A 17,060-nucleotide genomic window follows, 5' to 3' on the forward strand; every position below is an offset into this window, starting at 1 on the left:
TTCTAAGGAGTATTAATATGCCTCGTAAAGGTCCAGTACCCAAGAGACAAATTCTTCCTGACCCAGTTTATGGTAGTCAGCTTGCAACTAAGTTCATGAATAGACTCATGTTCGACGGCAAGAAGAGTGTTTCTGAAAAAATATTTTATGAAGCTCTTGCATTCCTCGGTGAAAAAACCCAGGAAGATCCAATCAAAGCTTTTGAAAAAGCAATTGAAAATGTTAAACCTCACGCGGAAGTTAAATCACGCCGTGTCGGTGGTGCGACTTATCAGGTTCCAGTTGAAGTCCGTCCTGAGCGTCAGGGTTCTTTGGCTATCAGGTGGCTGATAAATCAGGCACGTTCCAGAGGTGAGAAAGGTATGGTCGCTCGTCTTAGTGGTGAATTCCTCGACGCTTACAACAAGCGTGGTGGTGCTGTTAAGAAGAAAGAAGACGTTCATCGCATGGCTGAAGCCAACAAGGCTTTTGCTCATTACCGTTGGTAATCGGAGTTTATCGTGTCTAAGAAGGTTACAAGTGATAAACAGCGTAATATTGGTATTATGGCCCACATTGATGCGGGTAAAACTACCACTACTGAACGCATATTATACTATACCGGTGTTTCACACAAAATAGGCGAAGTTCATGACGGCGAAGCCACCATGGACTGGATGGTTCAGGAACAAGAGCGCGGCATCACTATCACTAGTGCTGCTACCACATGTTTCTGGAAAGATTACCGTATTAATATTATTGATACACCAGGTCACGTTGACTTCACAATGGAAGTTGAACGTGCTCTGCGTGTGCTCGATGGAGCTGTAGCAGTATTTGATGCTGTTGCAGGCGTTGAGCCTCAGTCTGAAACCGTATGGCGTCAGGCTGATAGATATAATGTTCCACGTATCGCTTTCATTAATAAAATGGACCGTACTGGAGCAGATTTCTTCCGTTGTGTTGATATGCTGCGTGATCGTCTCGGTGCTAAAGCAGTACCGCTTCAGATCCCAATCGGCAATGAAGATGCATATCTCGGTTCTGTTTGTCTCGTAACAGGTAAAGCTTACACATATCATGATGATACAATGGGTAAGGATTATAGCGTTGAAGAGATTCCAGCCGATATGGTTGAACAGTACGAGTCAATGCGTCTTGAAATGATTGAAGCTATCGCAGAAGAAAATGAAGAACTTCTTGATAAATATCTCGGTGGTGACGAACTTACCCCTGAAGAAATTATCAAAGGTATTCGTGCAGCTACAATCAGCTTGAAAATATGCCCAGTTCTGTGCGGTACCGCATTTAAGAACAAAGGTGTACAGCCACTGCTTGATGCTGTTATTGATTATCTTCCTTCTCCGCTTGATATTCCTGCAATGGTAGGGATTGATCCGGACAATGGCGAAAGCATTGTATGTCCTTGTGACATTGACAAGCCGCTTGCAGCTCTTTCATTCAAACTGATGACAGACCCCTTTGTCGGTCATCTTACATTCCTTCGTCTTTACTCCGGTAAAATTGTCAGTGGTGATACTTTCATCAACGCTGCCAGCGGTAAAAAGGAACGTATTGGTCGTCTTCTTAAGATGCATGCTAACAAGCGTGAAGAAATCAAAGAAGCGTATGCAGGGGATATCGTCGCAGCTGTTGGTCTTAAGACTATGGCTACCGGTGACACTCTTGCAGAAATGAAAAAAGCTGTAGTTCTTGAATCTCTTGATATTCCAGAACCAGTTATTGAAGTTGCAATTGAGCCTAAAACCAAAGCTGATAGAGACCTCCTTAGTGCTGGTCTTGCTAAGCTTGCAAAAGAAGATCCTTCTTTCCGCGTCAAAGGGGACGAAGAAACAGGGCAGACTCTTATTGCCGGTATGGGTGAACTTCATCTTGAAATCATCGTTGACCGTCTGCTTCGTGAATTCAATGTTAATGCTAACGTTGGAGCACCAAGGGTTTCTTATCGTGAAACCATTACTAAGCAGGTTGAGTCAAACCTTAAATATGCTAAACAGTCTGGTGGTCGTGGTCAGTACGGACATGTTGTCATTACCATTGAGCCTAATCCAGAGAAAGAATACGAGTTTGTTGATGAAATTAAGGGCGGAATTATTCCTAAAGAATACATTCCAGCAGTTGACCGTGGTATTCATGACGCCATGAAAAACGGAGTAATCGCAGGATTCCCCTTAGTTGATATCAAAGCAACACTGACCTACGGTTCTTATCATGACGTTGACTCCTCTGAGCAGGCTTTCTACATTGCCGGTTCAATGGCTCTCAAAGACGCAGTTAAGAAGGCTGGTCCACAACTTCTCGAGCCTATTATGGCTGTTGAAGTCGTTACTCCTGATGATTACCTCGGTGATGTCATGGGTGACCTTAACGGTCGTCGTGGTAAGGTCAGCAACATGGAAGGCCGTGCTAACGCACAGGTCATTAAATGTGATGTTCCTCTTAGTGAGATGTTCGGTTACGCAACCGATCTTCGCTCCAAGACTCAGGGACGTGCAACATTCTCCATGCAGTTCGATCATTACGAGCCGGTTCCAGCAAGTATTGCAGAAGAGTTGATCAATAAAAACTAAGATAAAAATAAGTTTATCCTAGATTTTACTTGACAGCGACAGCTGAAAAGCAGTAAGCCTCCCGAACCCACAGTGTTTGGGAGGCTCTTTATTTTTTACGGGAGTCGCCCGTGAAACCACGGAGATAAGGTATAAGGTCCGGCATGCTGGCTGGACGACCATACCAGGCAATGAGAGGAACCTCACAGCCTTTCAGCCGTTGCAAGCTAGCCGTCTCTGAATCTATTCAGGAGTATTATTATGGTTTCTATGACTAATGATCGAATTCGTATCAAGCTCAAGGCTTACGATTACCGTATCCTTGATAAGGCTGTAACTGAGATTGTGGATACTGCCCGCAATACCGGCGCAGCTATCGCAGGTCCCATCCCATTGCCTACACAGATTCACCGCACAACAGTGCAGAAATCTGTGCACGTAGACAAAAAGTCTCGTGAGCAGTTTGAGATGCGGATTCACAAGCGTCTGCTTGATATCCTTGAACCCACCCAGCAGACAGTTGATGCGCTTGGCAAGCTTAGCCTGCCCGCAGGCGTCGACGTCGAAATTAAGCTATAGGGGGGGCAACATGGCAAAAACTATCGGATTACTCGGTAAAAAATTGGGCATGACCCGCGTGTTCTCTGACGATGGTAGCATTGTACCAGTCACAGTACTCGAAATTGGACCATGCCCTGTCATTCAGGTTAAGACTAAAGAGAAGGAAGGCTATAACGCCATCCAGATCGGATACGACTCACTGCCCGAGCGCAAGGTGAACAAACCCTCTAAGGGACATCAGGATAAAGCCGGCAAAGGCTATTTCCGCCATCTGCGCGAATTCCCGCTTGAGTCTGTAGCTGATTATGAACTTGGCCAGGAAATCTCTGTTGACATCTTTACTCCAGGTGAAAAGGTTAAAGTAACCGGCACATCTAAAGGTAAAGGTTTCCAGGGCGTAATGAAACGTTGGAACTTTAAAGGTATGAAAGCATCTCACGGTGTTGAAAAAGTTCATCGTTCACCTGGTTCAATCGGCCACGCTACTTTCCCTGGTAAAGTCTTTAAGGGTAAAAAAATGCCCGGTCAGATGGGTAACGAGCGCGTCACTGTTTCCAACATTGAGATCGTTGACGTTCGCACCGAGGAAAACGTTCTCGTGGTTAAGGGACAAGTTCCTGGAGCCAAGAACGGATTGGTGATGATCCGCAAGACCAGCTAGAGGGAAAAAACATGGCTACCATTACTATATACGATCAAACGAAAAAGGAAGTAGGGAGCATGGATCTTGCTCCGGAAGTATTTGAAGTTCCGGTCAAGCCCGAAATCCTGAACCTTGTTGTCCGCGCTCAGCTCGCTGCAAAGCGTAGCGGAACTCATGCCACGAAAACTCGTGCTATGAAACGCGGCGGCGGCGCCAAACCTTGGCGTCAGAAAGGAACAGGACGTGCACGTGCCGGTTCCACCCGTTCTCCGCTTTGGCGGGGTGGTGGTGTGACTTTCGGTCCACAGCCCAGAGACTACTCCTTCAAGGTTAATAAAAAGGTCCGTCGTCTTGCTCTCAAGATGGCTCTTACTTCAAGATTCAGCGAAGAACAGCTGATGATTATTAAGGATATAGACCTTCCCGAGATTAAAACTAAGCTTTTCGCTCAAGTTGCAGAAACTCTCGGACTTTACAAGGCCTTGATTATTGTCAAGGATGCTGATAATAAACTCCTCCTTTCTGCGAGGAATATCCCAGGCATCAAGATGATCTCCGCTGACCAGATAAATGTTTATGACATTTTGCGTCATCGTCAGGTTGTTATGCTTGAGAATGCAGCACAGGATCTGCAGGAGAGGTTAAAATAGTCATGGACTATACTCAGATTCTTATCAAACCGGTCATTTCGGAAAAGGCTACCGACATTAAAGAGACTTCTAATCAAGTCACTTTTTATGTGCTACCTTCTGCCAATAAGGTTGAAATCAAAAAAGCTGTTGAAAGCGCTTTTGATGTTAAAGTCGATTCCGTTCGTGTTATTAGGAAAAGACCCGGTCTTCGCAGAAAGTTCGGTCGCGTTGTCGGTAAGCAGTCCGGCTATAAAAAAGCTTATGTTAAGCTTTTTGCGGGCGAAAAAATCGAATTCTTCGAGGGAGTTTAAGAGATGGCTACTCGTAAACTGAAACCAACCTCACCTGGTCGCCGGTTCCAGACGATCTCAACATTTGATGAGATCACTAAGTCTACACCGGAAAAGGCTCTTACTAAAGGGTTGACCAAAAAGGCTGGTAGAAACAATAACGGTAGAGTTACCTCACGTCATCGTGGCGGTGGTACTAAGCGTCTTTACCGTATCATCGACTTCAAGCGTAATAAAGTTGAAGTCCCAGCAACTGTTGCTTCAATAGAATACGATCCCAACAGAAGTGCTCGCATCGCTCTGCTTAATTACGCAGACGGTGACAAACGCTATATTCTCGCTCCGGTTGGTCTCAACCAGGGTGATAAAATTATTGCAGGAGAAAAAGCCGATATCAAACCCGGCAATGCTCTCCTTCTTAAGAATATCCCTGTTGGTACTATCGTTCATAATATAGAATTGCATCCCGGTAAGGGCGGACAGTTTTGTCGCGCTGCCGGTACTTACGCTCAGCTTGTGGCTAAAGAAGGCAAATATGCTCTTATGCGTATGCCTTCCGGTGAAGTCCGCAAGGTTCTCGCAACATGTTGTGCTACCATTGGTCAAGTTGGAAATATCCAGCACGAAAAGATCACTATAGGTAAAGCAGGACGTAATCGCTGGCTTGGTCGTAGACCTAAAGTCAGAGGTGTTGCTATGAACCCTGTTGACCATCCACTCGGTGGTGGTGAAGGTCGTAGCTCCGGTGGTAGACACCCTTGCTCTCCGTGGGGTATGCCTGCTAAGGGATACAAAACACGTAGTAAGAAGAAACCTTCTTCCAAGCTCATCGTTAAACGCCGCGGGCAGAAGTAGGAGACTGTAATGCCAAGATCACTGAAAAAAGGCCCGTTTATAGACGATCATCTGCTTAAAAAGGTCGTAAAGGCTCAGGACTCTGGAGACCGCAAGGTAATTCAGACCTGGTCCAGACGTTCAACCATCATTCCAGAAATGGTGGGACTGACCTTCGCAGTTCACAATGGCCGTAAGTTTATTCCTGTCTTCGTCACAGAAAACATGGTAGGACACAAGTTGGGTGAGTTTTCACCTACTCGTACTTATTATGGACATGCGGCAGACAAGAAAAGCAAAGCCAAACGCTAGAAGGGTTAAGCAATGGAAGCTAGAGCTATTGCAAAATATATGCGCATTTCTGCACAGAAAGTGCGCTTGGTAGCGGAAAACATCAAAGGGAAGCCTGTTGAGGAAGCTCTCAACATACTGAAATTCACACCTAAAAAGGGTGCCGAAATGCTCAGTAAAGTGCTATATTCTGCTGTTGCTAATGCAGAGCAGATTCCCGGAGTGGATGTTGACACTCTCCGAGTATCCGTCGTCAAAATTGACGAAGGTCCTACTTGGAAGAGGATTCAGCCCAGGGCTATGGGACGTGCGTTCAGAATTCTGAAGCGTACGAGCCATATAACCGTCGTAGTAAAAGAATCGTAGGGTAGTGTCATGGGTCAGAAAGTACATCCATACGGGTTCAGGCTTGGTTACACCAAGAACTGGCTTTCCAGGTGGTTCAGCAAAAAGGACTACCCCGCTTTCGTCTGTGAAGACGACAGCATTCGTAAATATGTTAAAGAGAAGATCTTTCATGCAGGCGTAGCGAAGATCGAGATCGAACGTGCCGGTGGCAAAATTCGTCTCATCATTCACACTGCTCGTCCCGGTATTGTTATCGGTCGTAAAGGTGTTGAAATCGAAAAACTCCGCAATGATCTTCGTCAAAAATATAATAAAGAATTTGCCCTTGAAGTAAGTGAAATTCGCCGTCCTGAAACAGACGCGCAGCTCGTTGCAGAGAATATTGCTCAGCAACTCGAACGCCGTGTAGCTTTCCGTCGTGCGATGAAACGTACTGTAGGTCTTGCTCGCAAATTTGGAGCAGAGGGAATCAAGGTTGCATGTGCTGGTCGTTTGGCCGGTGCTGAAATCGCTCGTACTGAATGGTACCGCGATGGCCGCGTTCCTCTTCAGACCCTTAGAGCTGACATTGATTATGGTGTTGCGAGAGCAAGTACCACTTACGGTGTCATCGGCGTTAAGGTCTGGATCTTTAAAGGAGAAATTCTTGATCACGAGGTGAAACAGTAATGCTTTCACCTAAAAAAATGAAATTCCGTAAACGCCAGAAAGGTCGTAACAAGGGTAAAGCTCAGCGTGGTTCCACAATCGCATTTGGTGATATCGCCATTAAGACTTTGGAGCACGGAAAACTGAGTAACAACCAGATTGAAGCCGCACGTATCGCTATTATGCGACACATTAAACGTGGTGGACAAGTCTGGATCAGGATTTTTCCTGATGTGCCAGTTACTGCCAAGCCTGCTGAAGTCAGACAGGGTAAAGGTAAAGGTTCCGTAGTTGGTTGGTGCGCACCAGTCAAACCAGGACGCATTCTTTACGAAGTAAAAGGTGTAGACCTTGCGCTCGCTAAAGAAGCCCTAGTTCGTGCATCTCACAAGCTTTCTGTCAAGACTACTATTGTAGTTAAGGAGGGTTTGTAAAATGAAGACTAAAGAACTACGTGAACTCGATACTGCTGCTCTAACTGAGAAACTTGCTGCTGCTAGATTGGAGCTTTTTAATCTCCGCTTCAAGCACGCAACTGCTCAGTTGGAAAATACCCAGAGACTAGTCGAAGTCAAAAAAGACATCGCCAAGATTCAGACACTTCAGCGTGAAAAGGAACTGGGAGCATAAGCCATGGCAGAGCTTAATTTAAAAGGAAACAGGCGTGTGCTTAGCGGTAAAGTCGTCAGCGATAAGGGTGACAAGACTATTGTCGTCCGTGTTGAGACTCTCGTTAAACACCCCTTGTATAAAAAATTCATTCGTCGTCACACCAAATTCATGGCACATGATCCTGCTAATGAATGCGTTATTGGCGATAAAGTACAGATTGTAGAATTCCGTCCCCTTAGCCGGCGCAAAAGGTGGCATTTGGATAAAATTCTGGAAAAAGCAGTTTAGGGGTATACGCCATGATTCAGACAGAATCCAGACTAGACGTAGCAGATAACTCCGGCGCCAAAAAGGTTCTTTGTATAAAAGTCCTTGGGGGCTCAAAGAGACGTTACGCAAGTGTCGGAGACATTATTGTGGTTTCCATTAAGGAAGCTATGCCCCATTCCAAAGTGAAGAAGGGCTCTGTAATGAAAGCAGTCGTAGTACGCACCAAGAAAGAAATTGGTCGTCCTGACGGGTCTTACATCAAGTTTGACAATAACTCTGCCGTTCTTCTGAACAGCTCAATGGAACCAGTAGGGACTCGTATTTTCGGTCCCGTAGCAAGAGAATTGAGGTCAAGCGGCTTCATGAAAATAGTTTCTCTTGCTCCTGAGGTTCTTTAAAATCCTTATCACGAGAGAAGGTTATACGGCATGAACAAGATACATGTTGATGACAAGGTAATGGTCATCGCCGGCAAGGATAAGGGGAAGATCGGCAAGGTCATAAAGATCAACCGCAAAAAGGACACTGTCCTTGTTGAGCAGGTTAATACGGTTTCTAGGCATACTAAGCCTAATCCGTATGCTAATCAGCCCGGCGGTATTGTTGAGAAAGAAGCCCCTCTTCACATCTCCAACATTCAGGTTGTGTGCCCATTGTGCACAAAAGCAACCAGAGTTGGAGTTCGTGAAACCAATGACGGAATTAATGTCCGTTTTTGTAAAAAATGTAACGAAATCATCGACTAGGGTCTTGCGATGACACGTCTCGAAAAAATATATACGGACAAGGTCGCCTCGGTTCTTAACAAAGAATTCGGGTACAAGAGTTCAATGGAGATTCCTTGCATAAAGGCTATATCTCTTAACATTGGACTCGGCGAAGCAAGCCAGAACGCAAAGCTCATTGACGGTGCTGTATCTGAACTTACTGCTCTTGCAGGTCAGAAAGCAGTTGTCACCAGAGCCAAGAAATCCATTGCAGCATTTAAGCTGCGTGAGGGTATGCCAGTAGGCGCCCGTGTGACCCTTCGCAGGGATTACATGTGGGATTTTCTTGATAAACTCGTTAGTTTTGCGCTCCCGCGCGTACGTGACTTCCGCGGAATTCCTGACAAAGGATTCGACGGACGCGGTAACTTCACTCTGGGAATCAAGGAATTAACCATATTTCCTGAGATTCGGCTTGATCAGATCGAGCTTACCAAAGGGATGAATGTGACTATCGTCACCTCCGCTAAAACTGACAAAGAAGGCAAGATGCTCCTCGAGCTTCTTGGTATGCCCTTCAAGAAATAGGAGGTCGGTGTGGCCAGAACAGCGTTAAAAGTTAAGGCTAGACGTAAGCCTAAGTTCAAGGTGCGCGGTTATAATAGATGTCCCATATGCGGACGTCCACGTGCATTCCTGCGGAAATATGGCGTATGCCGTATTTGTTTCAGGGAAAAGGCCCTCGCGGGTGAACTTCCCGGCGTGCGTAAAGCCAGCTGGTAATATAAGGAGTTTGAAATGCCTGTTGTCGATCCAATCGCCGATATGCTGACCCGCATTCGTAATGCGCACGGTGCTTACCATAAGTCCGTGTTCATTCCCGGGTCAAAAATTAAAACCGCAATCGCCGGAATCCTTAAGGATGAAGGTTATATCGTTGACTTCACTACTGAAGACAAAGATATTACCGTGACACTTAAGTATGTTGATGGAAAATCGCTTATTAGCGGTATGAAAAAAATCAGCACACCCGGAAGGCGCGTATTTGTAGGCGTTGAAGATATTCCCAGTGTCCTTAATGGACTCGGGATTTGCATACTTTCCACTTCAAAGGGCGTAGTTGACGGAGTCAAGGCGAAAGACTTGAATGTCGGTGGCGAGCTCTTGTGCGAAATCTGGTAGAGAGGGTTTAAGATGTCCAGAATTGGAAAAAAACCTATTGATATACCTTCTGGTGTAGAAGTGACTATCGGAGCTGATGCAGTTTCGGTTAAAGGTCCTAAGGGATCTATTTCTACTCCTATACACCCCATGGTCAGCTATAAAATAGCTGACGGTGTGGTTGAGGTAATGAGGTCTGGCGAAACTCGCCAGGAATGTGCACAACACGGCCTGCATCGCACACTTCTTTTCAATTGTATTGAAGGAGTCTCTAAAGGCTACTCCAAAACATTGGAAGTTGTAGGTGTCGGTTATAAGGTATCCGTTCAGGGCAAGAACATCATACTTAACGTAGGATATTCTCACCCTGTACAGTTCCCGCTTCCTGCTGGCATAGAAGCCAAAGCAGAAGGTAGCAAGCTTACCGTTAACGGGATTGATAAACAACTCGTTGGCGAAGTTGCCGCACAAGTTCGTCGTGTACGTCCACCTGAACCTTACAAAGGCAAGGGTATTAAATACATTGATGAACAGATCAGACGTAAAGCCGGTAAGTCCGGTAAAAAATAGGGTACAGCCATGAAAATGACTAAAGAACAGGCAAGACGTCGTAAAAAAGTACGTATCCGTAAAAAGATTAGTGGTACTGCTTCGCGTCCTCGTCTTGTTGTTTTCCGTTCAAACAAGTACATCTACGCTCAGCTCGTAGATGATCTGATTGGCAAAACCGTGACCGCTTCCTCTTCTTGCGCTCTTGTTAAGGGTGACGATGCTGTGAAGCTCACCTGCAAGACCGCTGAAGCTGTTGGTAAGGATATTGCTGCCAAGGCTAAGGAATTGAATATCGACAAGGTCGTTTTCGACCGCGGCGGATATATCTATCACGGCAGGGTCAAGGCCCTTGCAGACGGCGCTCGTGAGGGTGGCCTGAAATTCTAAACTTATGGGAATCTCCATGGAACAGAATGATCTGGGTCTGATTGAAAAAATCGTTTATCTCAACCGAGTCGCTAAAGTGGTAAAGGGCGGTAGAAGGTTCTCCTTCAGTGCCCTGGTTGTGGTAGGTGACGGTAAAGGTCAAGTCGGTTTTGGACTTGGTAAGGCTAACGAAGTTCCTGAAGCTATTAGAAAAGCTTCAGAAAGAGCACGGAAAGACATGATTTCCGTACCTCTTCTCGACGGAACTCTTCCTTATGAAGTTCTGGGCCGTTATGGTGCCGGACGTGTTATGCTTAAACCCGCTTCAAAGGGTACCGGAATTATTGCCGGTGGTCCTGTCCGTGCGGTGCTTGAAGTTGTAGGCGTTCATGATATCCTTACTAAGGCTATCGGCACCAATAATCCGCATAATGTACTTCGCGCGACTATCGCCGGGCTTGCTTCTCTGCGTAGCGCAGATGAAGTTTCTCTGCTTCGCGGGAAGAAAGTTGTGACTCCCAGAAAGTAGGAGTACTGAAATGCTTAAAGTTAAACTTATTCGCAGCAAGATCGGTTGCAATCCTAAACAGCGCAAGACTCTTGTGGCTCTGGGATTGCGTAAGATCAGGCAAGAGAAAAGCTTTGAAGATAACCTCGTTATTCGAGGCATGATCAATAAAGTTTCGCACCTTGTGGAGGTAACAGAATCATGAGGCTGCATGAATTATATCCGTTCCCTGAGGAACGCAAAAATCGCAAACGCGTAGGTCGCGGTGGTGGATCTGGAATGGGGGGAACCTCAGGAAAAGGTCATAAAGGTCAGAACGCACGTTCTGGCGGTGGTGTCCCTGCCTGGTTCGAAGGTGGACAGATGCCTCTAGCTCGCCGCTTGCCTAAACGCGGTTTCAAGAATCCTTTCCGTGAGGAATATGTTGCTTTGAATATTGGAGCAATTCTTGGAGCCTTTGAAGGTAAAACTGAAATCACTCTTCAGGATATTTATGATCGTGGTCTTTGCAAAAAGACAGCTCTCGTAAAAGTTCTTGGAATGGGTGAAGTCAGTGCAGCGATAACTATCGAAGCACACCGTTTCAGCGCGTCTGCAACTGAAAAAATCACCAAGGCCGGCGGAACGGCCACAGCTCTGGAAGGATAATTGTGGCAACTGCTGGAGTTGACAATCTTTCCCGACTGCCGGAACTGAAGAAAAAAATCCTTTGGACTTTTCTTCTTCTGGCTGTCTACCGGGCCGGGATTCATATCCCGGTTCCCGGTGTAGACAGCGCTGCATTGGCCGACTTTTTTGAGAGTGTTTCAAACACTCTCTTCGGCCTTTTTGACATGTTCTCCGGTGGCGGGTTGCGTAATCTGTCTATATTCGCGTTAGGCATCATGCCCTATATCTCCGCGTCTATTATCATCCAACTTCTTAATGTAGTAAGTCCGGACCTTAAAAGACTTAGTCAGGAAGGGGCTCAGGGACGCAAGAAGATTACCCAGTATACCAGGTACGCCACTGTACTCATTACGATAGTGCAGGGGTTTGGAATAGCCATGGGACTGGAAAGTATGGTCAGTCCTACTGGTGCGCCTGTTGTCCTTTATGCTGGATGGACCTTCCGCTTAATAACCATTCTCACTTTAACAGCTGGAACCGTTTTCTTGATGTGGCTCGGTGAACAAATGACCGACCGCGGTATTGGAAACGGTATATCAATGATCATTTTTGCTGGTATCGTAGCAGGTCTTCCATCTGCTATTTTTAATACCGTTAGATTGATGCAGGCTGGAGAGATTACTCTCTTTCTGCTTATTTTTATTTTAGCATTCATGATCGCGATTTTAGCTTTTATCGTGTTTATGGAACGAGGTCAGCGTAGAATACCGATTCATTATGCTAAGCGTATGATGGGACGGAAAATGATGGGAGGGCAGACTACACATTTGCCTCTTAGAATTAACACTGCCGGTGTTATTCCTCCTATCTTTGCTTCAAGTATTCTGCTCTTTCCTACCACTTTGGCTAGTTTCTCTAATAACGAGTGGCTGTCAAAGATGTCCGCGCATTTTACGCCGGACTCCATAATTTATAACCTTATATTCATCTCCCTGATTATCTTTTTCTGCTACTTCTATACAGCGATCATTTTTGATCCTAAAGGAATTGCAGAAAATATTCAGAAACAGGGTGGCTTTATTCCTGGTATCCGCCCGGGCACAAAAACTCGCGAGTACATCGACCGAGTTCTTGCAAGGATTACTCTTTGGGGTTCTTTGTATGTTGCCGCGATCTGCGTACTTCCCATGTTGTTAATATCTCAGTTCAATGTTCCTTTCTATTTCGGAGGAACTGCACTGTTGATTGTAGTAGGTGTGTCCATGGATTTCATGGGCAAGATAGAATCTTACTTGATTTCACGTCAATATGACGGACTCATGGGCAAAGGAAGCAAGGTTAAGGGCAGGTAGTAGTTTTGAAGAAGTATAGAGGGATATACCTCAAAAATGAAAAAGAGATTGGCCTCATGCGTGAGGCCAATCGTCTTGTTTCTACAATTCTCGATATGTTAAGCGAAGCAGTTAGGCCAGGTATCAGTACTATGGCACTCGAGGAAATTGCTGATAAAGCTTGTGAAGATTTTGGGGTAGTACCCGCCTTTAAGGGGTATCACGGTTTTCCTTTTGCTTTGTGTTGTTCCGTCAATGAGGAAATTGTTCATGGGTTTCCATCCAACGAACGAATCCTTAATGAAGGCGATATCGTCAGCATTGATATGGGTGTTGTGTACAAAGGTTTTTACGGAGACTCTGCACGCACTTATCCCGTAGGTTTAGTTCCTGCTACCACTCAGATGTTGCTTGACGTGACTCGTGAGTCGCTTATGAAAGGGATTGAACAAGCGCATCCCGGGAATAATCTTTATGATGTTTCCCGTGCGATTCAAGAGTATGCAGAGTCATTTGGATATGGAATTGTTCGAAGGTTCGTTGGGCACGGCATTGGCCGTAACTTGCATGAGAAGCCTGAAGTTCCGAATTTTGTTCCTGCCGGATTACCTGGTGTGAATCTCAGAACTGGAATGGTTATAGCTATCGAACCGATGGTTACAGCAGGTACATATGAGGTAGAAGTTCTATCTGATAAGTGGACAGCTGTTACTAAGGACAGGAAGCTGTCCGCCCATTTTGAGCACACAATTGCCATTACATCAGATGGCCCGATTATATTGAGCCTGTCTTAATTTTAGATAATTTCCTGTCAGGGCTTGATTTTTGTAGAATAGTTCTGTATAAATCTTTTTTTTGAATTTTCGTGGCAACGGAAGACTTAAGCATGGACTCAACTGCCTTTTAGCCGGGTGGTTTTGAGACATCATTGGCCCACAGTCGGCTAGCTCCCGATTGGTTAAACTGTTAAACTGCATTATTTGGAGACGGTCATGAAAGTAAGACCATCTGTTAAGAAGATTTGTCCCAAATGCAAAGTAATCAGACGCAAAGGTGTTCTTCGGGTGATATGTGAAAACCCAAGACACAAACAGCGTCAAGGATAGAGAGGTATAACTGTGGCTCGTATCGCTGGAGTAGACCTTCCGAAAAATAAGCGTTTGGATATTGCGTTGACTTACATCTTTGGTGTAGGTCGCACTACCGCACTCAAGGTTCTTGATACCGCTGGTATCGACTGGATGTTGAAAACTGATGACCTTAGTGGTGATCAAGTCAACACCATTCGTAAAGAACTTGAAGATAACTATAAAGTTGAAGGTGACCTCCGTCGCAATCAAGTTGCTGATATTAAGCGCTTGATGGACATTGGTAGTTACCGTGGACTCCGCCATCGTCGCGGACTGCCCGTACGCGGTCAGAGTTCCAAAACCAACGCAAGGACTCGTAAGGGTCCACGTCGCTCAGTAATGAGTAGGAAGAAGAAGTAAATAAGACCAATCCGCAGTTTTGGGACCCGGCTTTATCAGGTCTTCGTTCTGCTGGTATAAATTCAACTCATCTGGAGAGAATGGTATGGCTAGACCTCGCCGTTCCGGCAAGAAAAAAGAAAAAAAGAATGTTCCTGTGGGCCTCGCTCACGTTAAAGCAACATTCAATAATACTATAATTACCTTCACTGATTTAAAAGGTAACGTAATCAGTTGGGCTACTTCCGGCGCATCCGGTTTTAAAGGATCTAGAAAATCTACTCCTTTTGCTGCACAGATTGCTGCAGAAACCGCCGCTAGAAAAGCTCAAGACCAGGGTATGCGTACCGTGGGAATCTTTGTAAAAGGCCCCGGTTCCGGTCGTGAGGCTGCTATGCGCGCCATCGGTAACATCGGTATGAAGGTTAACTTCATTCGCGATATCACGCCCATACCGCACAACGGCTGTCGTCCGCCGAAGCGCCGCAGGGTCTAACGTTCGCAGGAGAAAAACCTTGGCTAGATATACAAAAGCAAAATGCAGACTCTGCCGCAGAGAAGGCGAAAAGCTCTTCATCAAAGGCGACCGCTGCTTTACTGATAAGTGTTCATATGAACGTCGTCCCTATGCGCCTGGTATTGCTGGACGCATGAGAAAGAAAATGAGTGACTACGCAATTCAGCTTCGTGAGAAGCAGAAAGTGCGTCGCATGTACGGTATCCTTGAAGGTCAGTTCCGCGGTTATTTTAAGCGCGCTGATTCCATGAAGGGTGTAACCGGTGCGAACCTTCTCATTATTCTTGAAAGTCGCCTTGACAACACTATTTACCGTTTGGGATTTGCCAATTCTCGCAATCAGGCTCGCCAGCTTGTTAGACACGGCATCTTCAATAAAAATGGAAGGCGTGTAGACATTCCTTCCATGCAGGTAAAGCCCGGTGATGTTATTGAAGTTCGCGAAGAATCCCGTAAAATTCCGGTAATTCTCGAAGCTCAAGAAGTTATTGCTCGTCGTGGATGTCCTGAATGGCTCCAGTCCGACGGTGCAGCCTTTAAGGGTGAAGTAAAAGCGATGCCGACTAGGGAAGACATACAGTTCCCTATCAACGAACAGCTGATTGTCGAGCTGTACTCCAAATAAGAAGGATTAGTGCATGCTTATTCAAGACGGTGACAAACTCATCAACACACGCAACTGGGCCGAGCTTGTCAAGCCGGAACAGCTCGTGCGCGATTCCAAGTCCAACGAGCTATATGGCAAGTTCATTTGTGAACCCTTGGAGCGTGGATTTGGCACAACCATAGGTAACTCCCTTCGACGGGTACTCCTGTCTTCTATGCAGGGAGCAGCTGTGGTTGCTGTTAAGATCGAAGGCGTCCAGCACGAATTCACCACCATTGAAGGTGTGATGGAAGATGTCACTGAAGTCGTGCTGAACATCAAACAGATTAGATTCGCAATGACTACTGATGAACCCCAGTTCTTAACCCTTGCGGTTAATAAGCAGGGTGTCGTCACCGCAGCTGATATTCAGGAAAACCAGAACGTCAAAGTCCTCAATCCTGAGCAGACTATTGCGACTCTCTCTGAGAAAATGGTACTCGATATGACTTTCGAGATCCGTATGGGTAAGGGATACGTTCCTGCCGATATGCATGAGGGTTTTGTAAACGAAATTGGTCACATTCAGACTGATTCAAGCTTCTCTCCTATCCGTAAGGTTGCTTACAGTGTAGAGCAGGCTCGTGTCGGACAAATGACCAACTACGACAAGCTCGTACTTGAAGTCTTTACCGATGGTTCCGTCACTCCTGAAGATGCTGTCGCTTATAGCGCCAAAATTCTTAAGGAGCAGCTCTCCGTCTTCATCAATTTTGATGAAATGGGCTCTGAACAAGAAGAGTCTAAGGAAAGCGACCTCGACCTGAACCCGAATCTGTTTAAAAGTATCGATGAACTTGAATTGTCCGTTCGTGCGACTAACTGTCTCAAGGCTGCTAACATTCGTATTGTTGGTGAACTTGTACAGCGTACAGAGCAGGCCATGCTTAAGACCAAGAACTTTGGACGTAAGTCTCTTGATGAAATCCGTAGAGTTCTTGACAGTATGGAACTTAAGTTCGGGATGCCCTTAGAGGATTTCGACAAAAAGCATCAGGAATGGCTGAAGAGGAAAGAGAAAAATGAGGCATAATAAATCCGGAAGAAAGCTCAACAGAACAGCTTCTCATAGAAAAGCCATGTTCCGTAACATGGTCCGCTCTCTGTTGACTTATGAACATATCCGTACCACCGAGCCAAAGGCGAAAGAACTGAGAAGTTTTGCTGACAAGCTGATAACTCTAGCTCTTCGTGATGACCTTCACTCAAGACGTCTTGCTTACAAGACTCTCGAGAATCATAGTCTCGTACAGAGACTTTTTGATGAAATCGGCCCCCGCTTTATTGGCGGAGGTGGTGGTTACACCCGTATTATCAAGCTCGCTGAACCACGTAAGGGCGATTGCGCTCCTATGGTGATCATCGAACTTACAAAACGTGCTGAAGCTCCTGTAGCTGCGGCGACTGAGACTCCTGCTGAGGAAACTCAGGAAGCATAAATTATGCTACTTAAAAAGGGGCGGAATTCTTTCCGTCCCTTTTTTTTAATCGAATGTATAGATATTTCTGATGCGAG

At 45.8% G+C, this 17,060-nt stretch carries 31 protein-coding genes; all 31 read left to right on the forward strand.

What is annotated here, in order from left to right; all coding sequences use genetic code 11:
* The first annotated feature begins 17 nt into the window (after window positions 1-17).
* Window positions 18-488 (forward strand): 30S ribosomal protein S7, encoded by a 471-nt coding sequence (rpsG, locus tag JEY82_RS07225; protein ID WP_092159622.1) that lies wholly within the window; start codon window positions 18-20, stop codon window positions 486-488.
* 12 nt (window positions 489-500) lie between these two features.
* A complete protein-coding gene (gene fusA / locus JEY82_RS07230; protein WP_304084314.1) occupies window positions 501-2,570 on the forward strand; it encodes an elongation factor G in 2,070 nt (689 codons plus the stop codon).
* Window positions 2,571-2,810: 240 nt separating this feature from the next.
* On the forward strand, window positions 2,811-3,128 hold the full coding sequence (gene rpsJ / locus JEY82_RS07235) for a 30S ribosomal protein S10 (protein ID WP_085100847.1): 318 nt from the start codon (window positions 2,811-2,813) through the stop codon (window positions 3,126-3,128).
* Window positions 3,129-3,138: 10 nt separating this feature from the next.
* Window positions 3,139-3,771 (forward strand): 50S ribosomal protein L3, encoded by a 633-nt coding sequence (gene rplC, locus JEY82_RS07240; RefSeq protein ID WP_092159620.1) that lies wholly within the window; start codon window positions 3,139-3,141, stop codon window positions 3,769-3,771.
* Between the two features lie 11 nt (window positions 3,772-3,782).
* Window positions 3,783-4,403 (forward strand): 50S ribosomal protein L4, encoded by a 621-nt coding sequence (rplD, locus tag JEY82_RS07245; protein WP_092159619.1) that lies wholly within the window; start codon window positions 3,783-3,785, stop codon window positions 4,401-4,403.
* Window positions 4,404-4,405: 2 nt separating this feature from the next.
* Entirely contained in the window at window positions 4,406-4,696 is a 291-nt protein-coding gene (gene rplW / locus JEY82_RS07250; RefSeq protein ID WP_092159617.1) for a 50S ribosomal protein L23, read from the forward strand.
* A 3-nt stretch (window positions 4,697-4,699) separates the two neighbouring features.
* On the forward strand, window positions 4,700-5,530 hold the full coding sequence (gene rplB, locus JEY82_RS07255; RefSeq protein ID WP_092159616.1) for a 50S ribosomal protein L2: 831 nt from the start codon (window positions 4,700-4,702) through the stop codon (window positions 5,528-5,530).
* Window positions 5,531-5,539: 9 nt separating this feature from the next.
* Entirely contained in the window at window positions 5,540-5,821 is a 282-nt protein-coding gene (gene rpsS / locus JEY82_RS07260; RefSeq protein WP_015337856.1) for a 30S ribosomal protein S19, read from the forward strand.
* A 12-nt stretch (window positions 5,822-5,833) separates the two neighbouring features.
* A complete protein-coding gene (gene rplV, locus JEY82_RS07265) occupies window positions 5,834-6,166 on the forward strand; it encodes a 50S ribosomal protein L22 (protein WP_092159615.1) in 333 nt (110 codons plus the stop codon).
* A 9-nt stretch (window positions 6,167-6,175) separates the two neighbouring features.
* Window positions 6,176-6,817, forward strand: a complete 642-nt coding sequence (gene rpsC, locus JEY82_RS07270) for a 30S ribosomal protein S3 (protein ID WP_092159614.1) — start codon at window positions 6,176-6,178, stop codon at window positions 6,815-6,817.
* Window positions 6,817-7,230 carry a 50S ribosomal protein L16 gene (gene rplP / locus JEY82_RS07275; RefSeq protein ID WP_092159613.1) on the forward strand — a complete coding sequence of 138 codons (414 nt, stop codon included), beginning with the start codon at window positions 6,817-6,819 and terminating at the stop codon, window positions 7,228-7,230. Before rpsC ends, rplP begins: the two co-directional genes overlap by 1 nt.
* Window position 7,231: 1 nt before the next feature.
* Entirely contained in the window at window positions 7,232-7,426 is a 195-nt protein-coding gene (gene rpmC, locus JEY82_RS07280) for a 50S ribosomal protein L29 (RefSeq protein ID WP_304084320.1), read from the forward strand.
* Window positions 7,427-7,429: 3 nt separating this feature from the next.
* On the forward strand, window positions 7,430-7,696 hold the full coding sequence (gene rpsQ / locus JEY82_RS07285) for a 30S ribosomal protein S17 (RefSeq protein ID WP_031479671.1): 267 nt from the start codon (window positions 7,430-7,432) through the stop codon (window positions 7,694-7,696).
* A gap of 11 nt (window positions 7,697-7,707) precedes the next feature.
* A complete protein-coding gene (gene rplN, locus JEY82_RS07290; protein ID WP_092159611.1) occupies window positions 7,708-8,076 on the forward strand; it encodes a 50S ribosomal protein L14 in 369 nt (122 codons plus the stop codon).
* A gap of 30 nt (window positions 8,077-8,106) precedes the next feature.
* Window positions 8,107-8,424, forward strand: a complete 318-nt coding sequence (gene rplX / locus JEY82_RS07295) for a 50S ribosomal protein L24 (RefSeq protein WP_304084327.1) — start codon at window positions 8,107-8,109, stop codon at window positions 8,422-8,424.
* 9 nt (window positions 8,425-8,433) lie between these two features.
* Window positions 8,434-8,973 carry a 50S ribosomal protein L5 gene (gene rplE / locus JEY82_RS07300; protein ID WP_092159608.1) on the forward strand — a complete coding sequence of 180 codons (540 nt, stop codon included), beginning with the start codon at window positions 8,434-8,436 and terminating at the stop codon, window positions 8,971-8,973.
* Window positions 8,974-8,982: 9 nt separating this feature from the next.
* Entirely contained in the window at window positions 8,983-9,168 is a 186-nt protein-coding gene (locus JEY82_RS07305) for a type Z 30S ribosomal protein S14 (protein WP_084153995.1), read from the forward strand.
* Between the two features lie 15 nt (window positions 9,169-9,183).
* Window positions 9,184-9,567, forward strand: a complete 384-nt coding sequence (gene rpsH / locus JEY82_RS07310; protein ID WP_092159606.1) for a 30S ribosomal protein S8 — start codon at window positions 9,184-9,186, stop codon at window positions 9,565-9,567.
* 12 nt (window positions 9,568-9,579) lie between these two features.
* On the forward strand, window positions 9,580-10,116 hold the full coding sequence (rplF, locus tag JEY82_RS07315; protein WP_304084332.1) for a 50S ribosomal protein L6: 537 nt from the start codon (window positions 9,580-9,582) through the stop codon (window positions 10,114-10,116).
* Between the two features lie 9 nt (window positions 10,117-10,125).
* Window positions 10,126-10,485 (forward strand): 50S ribosomal protein L18, encoded by a 360-nt coding sequence (rplR, locus tag JEY82_RS07320; protein ID WP_304084334.1) that lies wholly within the window; start codon window positions 10,126-10,128, stop codon window positions 10,483-10,485.
* 16 nt (window positions 10,486-10,501) lie between these two features.
* Entirely contained in the window at window positions 10,502-10,993 is a 492-nt protein-coding gene (rpsE, locus tag JEY82_RS07325) for a 30S ribosomal protein S5 (protein ID WP_092160357.1), read from the forward strand.
* Between the two features lie 10 nt (window positions 10,994-11,003).
* Entirely contained in the window at window positions 11,004-11,177 is a 174-nt protein-coding gene (rpmD, locus tag JEY82_RS07330) for a 50S ribosomal protein L30 (protein WP_304084337.1), read from the forward strand.
* A complete protein-coding gene (rplO, locus tag JEY82_RS07335; protein WP_092159596.1) occupies window positions 11,174-11,620 on the forward strand; it encodes a 50S ribosomal protein L15 in 447 nt (148 codons plus the stop codon). Before rpmD ends, rplO begins: the two co-directional genes overlap by 4 nt.
* A 2-nt stretch (window positions 11,621-11,622) precedes the next feature.
* Window positions 11,623-12,933, forward strand: coding sequence for a preprotein translocase subunit SecY (secY, locus tag JEY82_RS07340; RefSeq protein ID WP_092159594.1), 1,311 nt, complete (start codon window positions 11,623-11,625; stop codon window positions 12,931-12,933).
* A 5-nt stretch (window positions 12,934-12,938) separates the two neighbouring features.
* A complete protein-coding gene (gene map, locus JEY82_RS07345; RefSeq protein ID WP_304084342.1) occupies window positions 12,939-13,706 on the forward strand; it encodes a type I methionyl aminopeptidase in 768 nt (255 codons plus the stop codon).
* A gap of 198 nt (window positions 13,707-13,904) precedes the next feature.
* Window positions 13,905-14,018: a 50S ribosomal protein L36 gene (rpmJ, locus tag JEY82_RS07350; protein WP_005027799.1), complete on the forward strand. Its 114-nt coding sequence runs from the start codon at window positions 13,905-13,907 to the stop codon at window positions 14,016-14,018.
* A gap of 12 nt (window positions 14,019-14,030) precedes the next feature.
* A complete protein-coding gene (gene rpsM / locus JEY82_RS07355) occupies window positions 14,031-14,402 on the forward strand; it encodes a 30S ribosomal protein S13 (RefSeq protein WP_304084346.1) in 372 nt (123 codons plus the stop codon).
* Window positions 14,403-14,487: 85 nt separating this feature from the next.
* On the forward strand, window positions 14,488-14,877 hold the full coding sequence (rpsK, locus tag JEY82_RS07360; protein WP_092159587.1) for a 30S ribosomal protein S11: 390 nt from the start codon (window positions 14,488-14,490) through the stop codon (window positions 14,875-14,877).
* A gap of 19 nt (window positions 14,878-14,896) precedes the next feature.
* Window positions 14,897-15,523, forward strand: coding sequence for a 30S ribosomal protein S4 (gene rpsD / locus JEY82_RS07365; protein ID WP_092159581.1), 627 nt, complete (start codon window positions 14,897-14,899; stop codon window positions 15,521-15,523).
* A 13-nt stretch (window positions 15,524-15,536) separates the two neighbouring features.
* The gene (locus tag JEY82_RS07370) at window positions 15,537-16,577 is read left to right on the forward strand and encodes a DNA-directed RNA polymerase subunit alpha (RefSeq protein ID WP_092159579.1); all 1,041 of its coding nucleotides are present in this window, start codon (window positions 15,537-15,539) and stop codon (window positions 16,575-16,577) included.
* The gene (gene rplQ, locus JEY82_RS07375; RefSeq protein WP_304084353.1) at window positions 16,567-16,983 is read left to right on the forward strand and encodes a 50S ribosomal protein L17; all 417 of its coding nucleotides are present in this window, start codon (window positions 16,567-16,569) and stop codon (window positions 16,981-16,983) included. Before JEY82_RS07370 ends, rplQ begins: the two co-directional genes overlap by 11 nt.
* Window positions 16,984-17,060: the final 77 nt, after the last annotated feature.

The organism is Maridesulfovibrio ferrireducens (genome assembly GCF_016342405.1).
In the GTDB taxonomy this organism is placed as follows: domain Bacteria; phylum Desulfobacterota; class Desulfovibrionia; order Desulfovibrionales; family Desulfovibrionaceae; genus Maridesulfovibrio; species Maridesulfovibrio ferrireducens_A.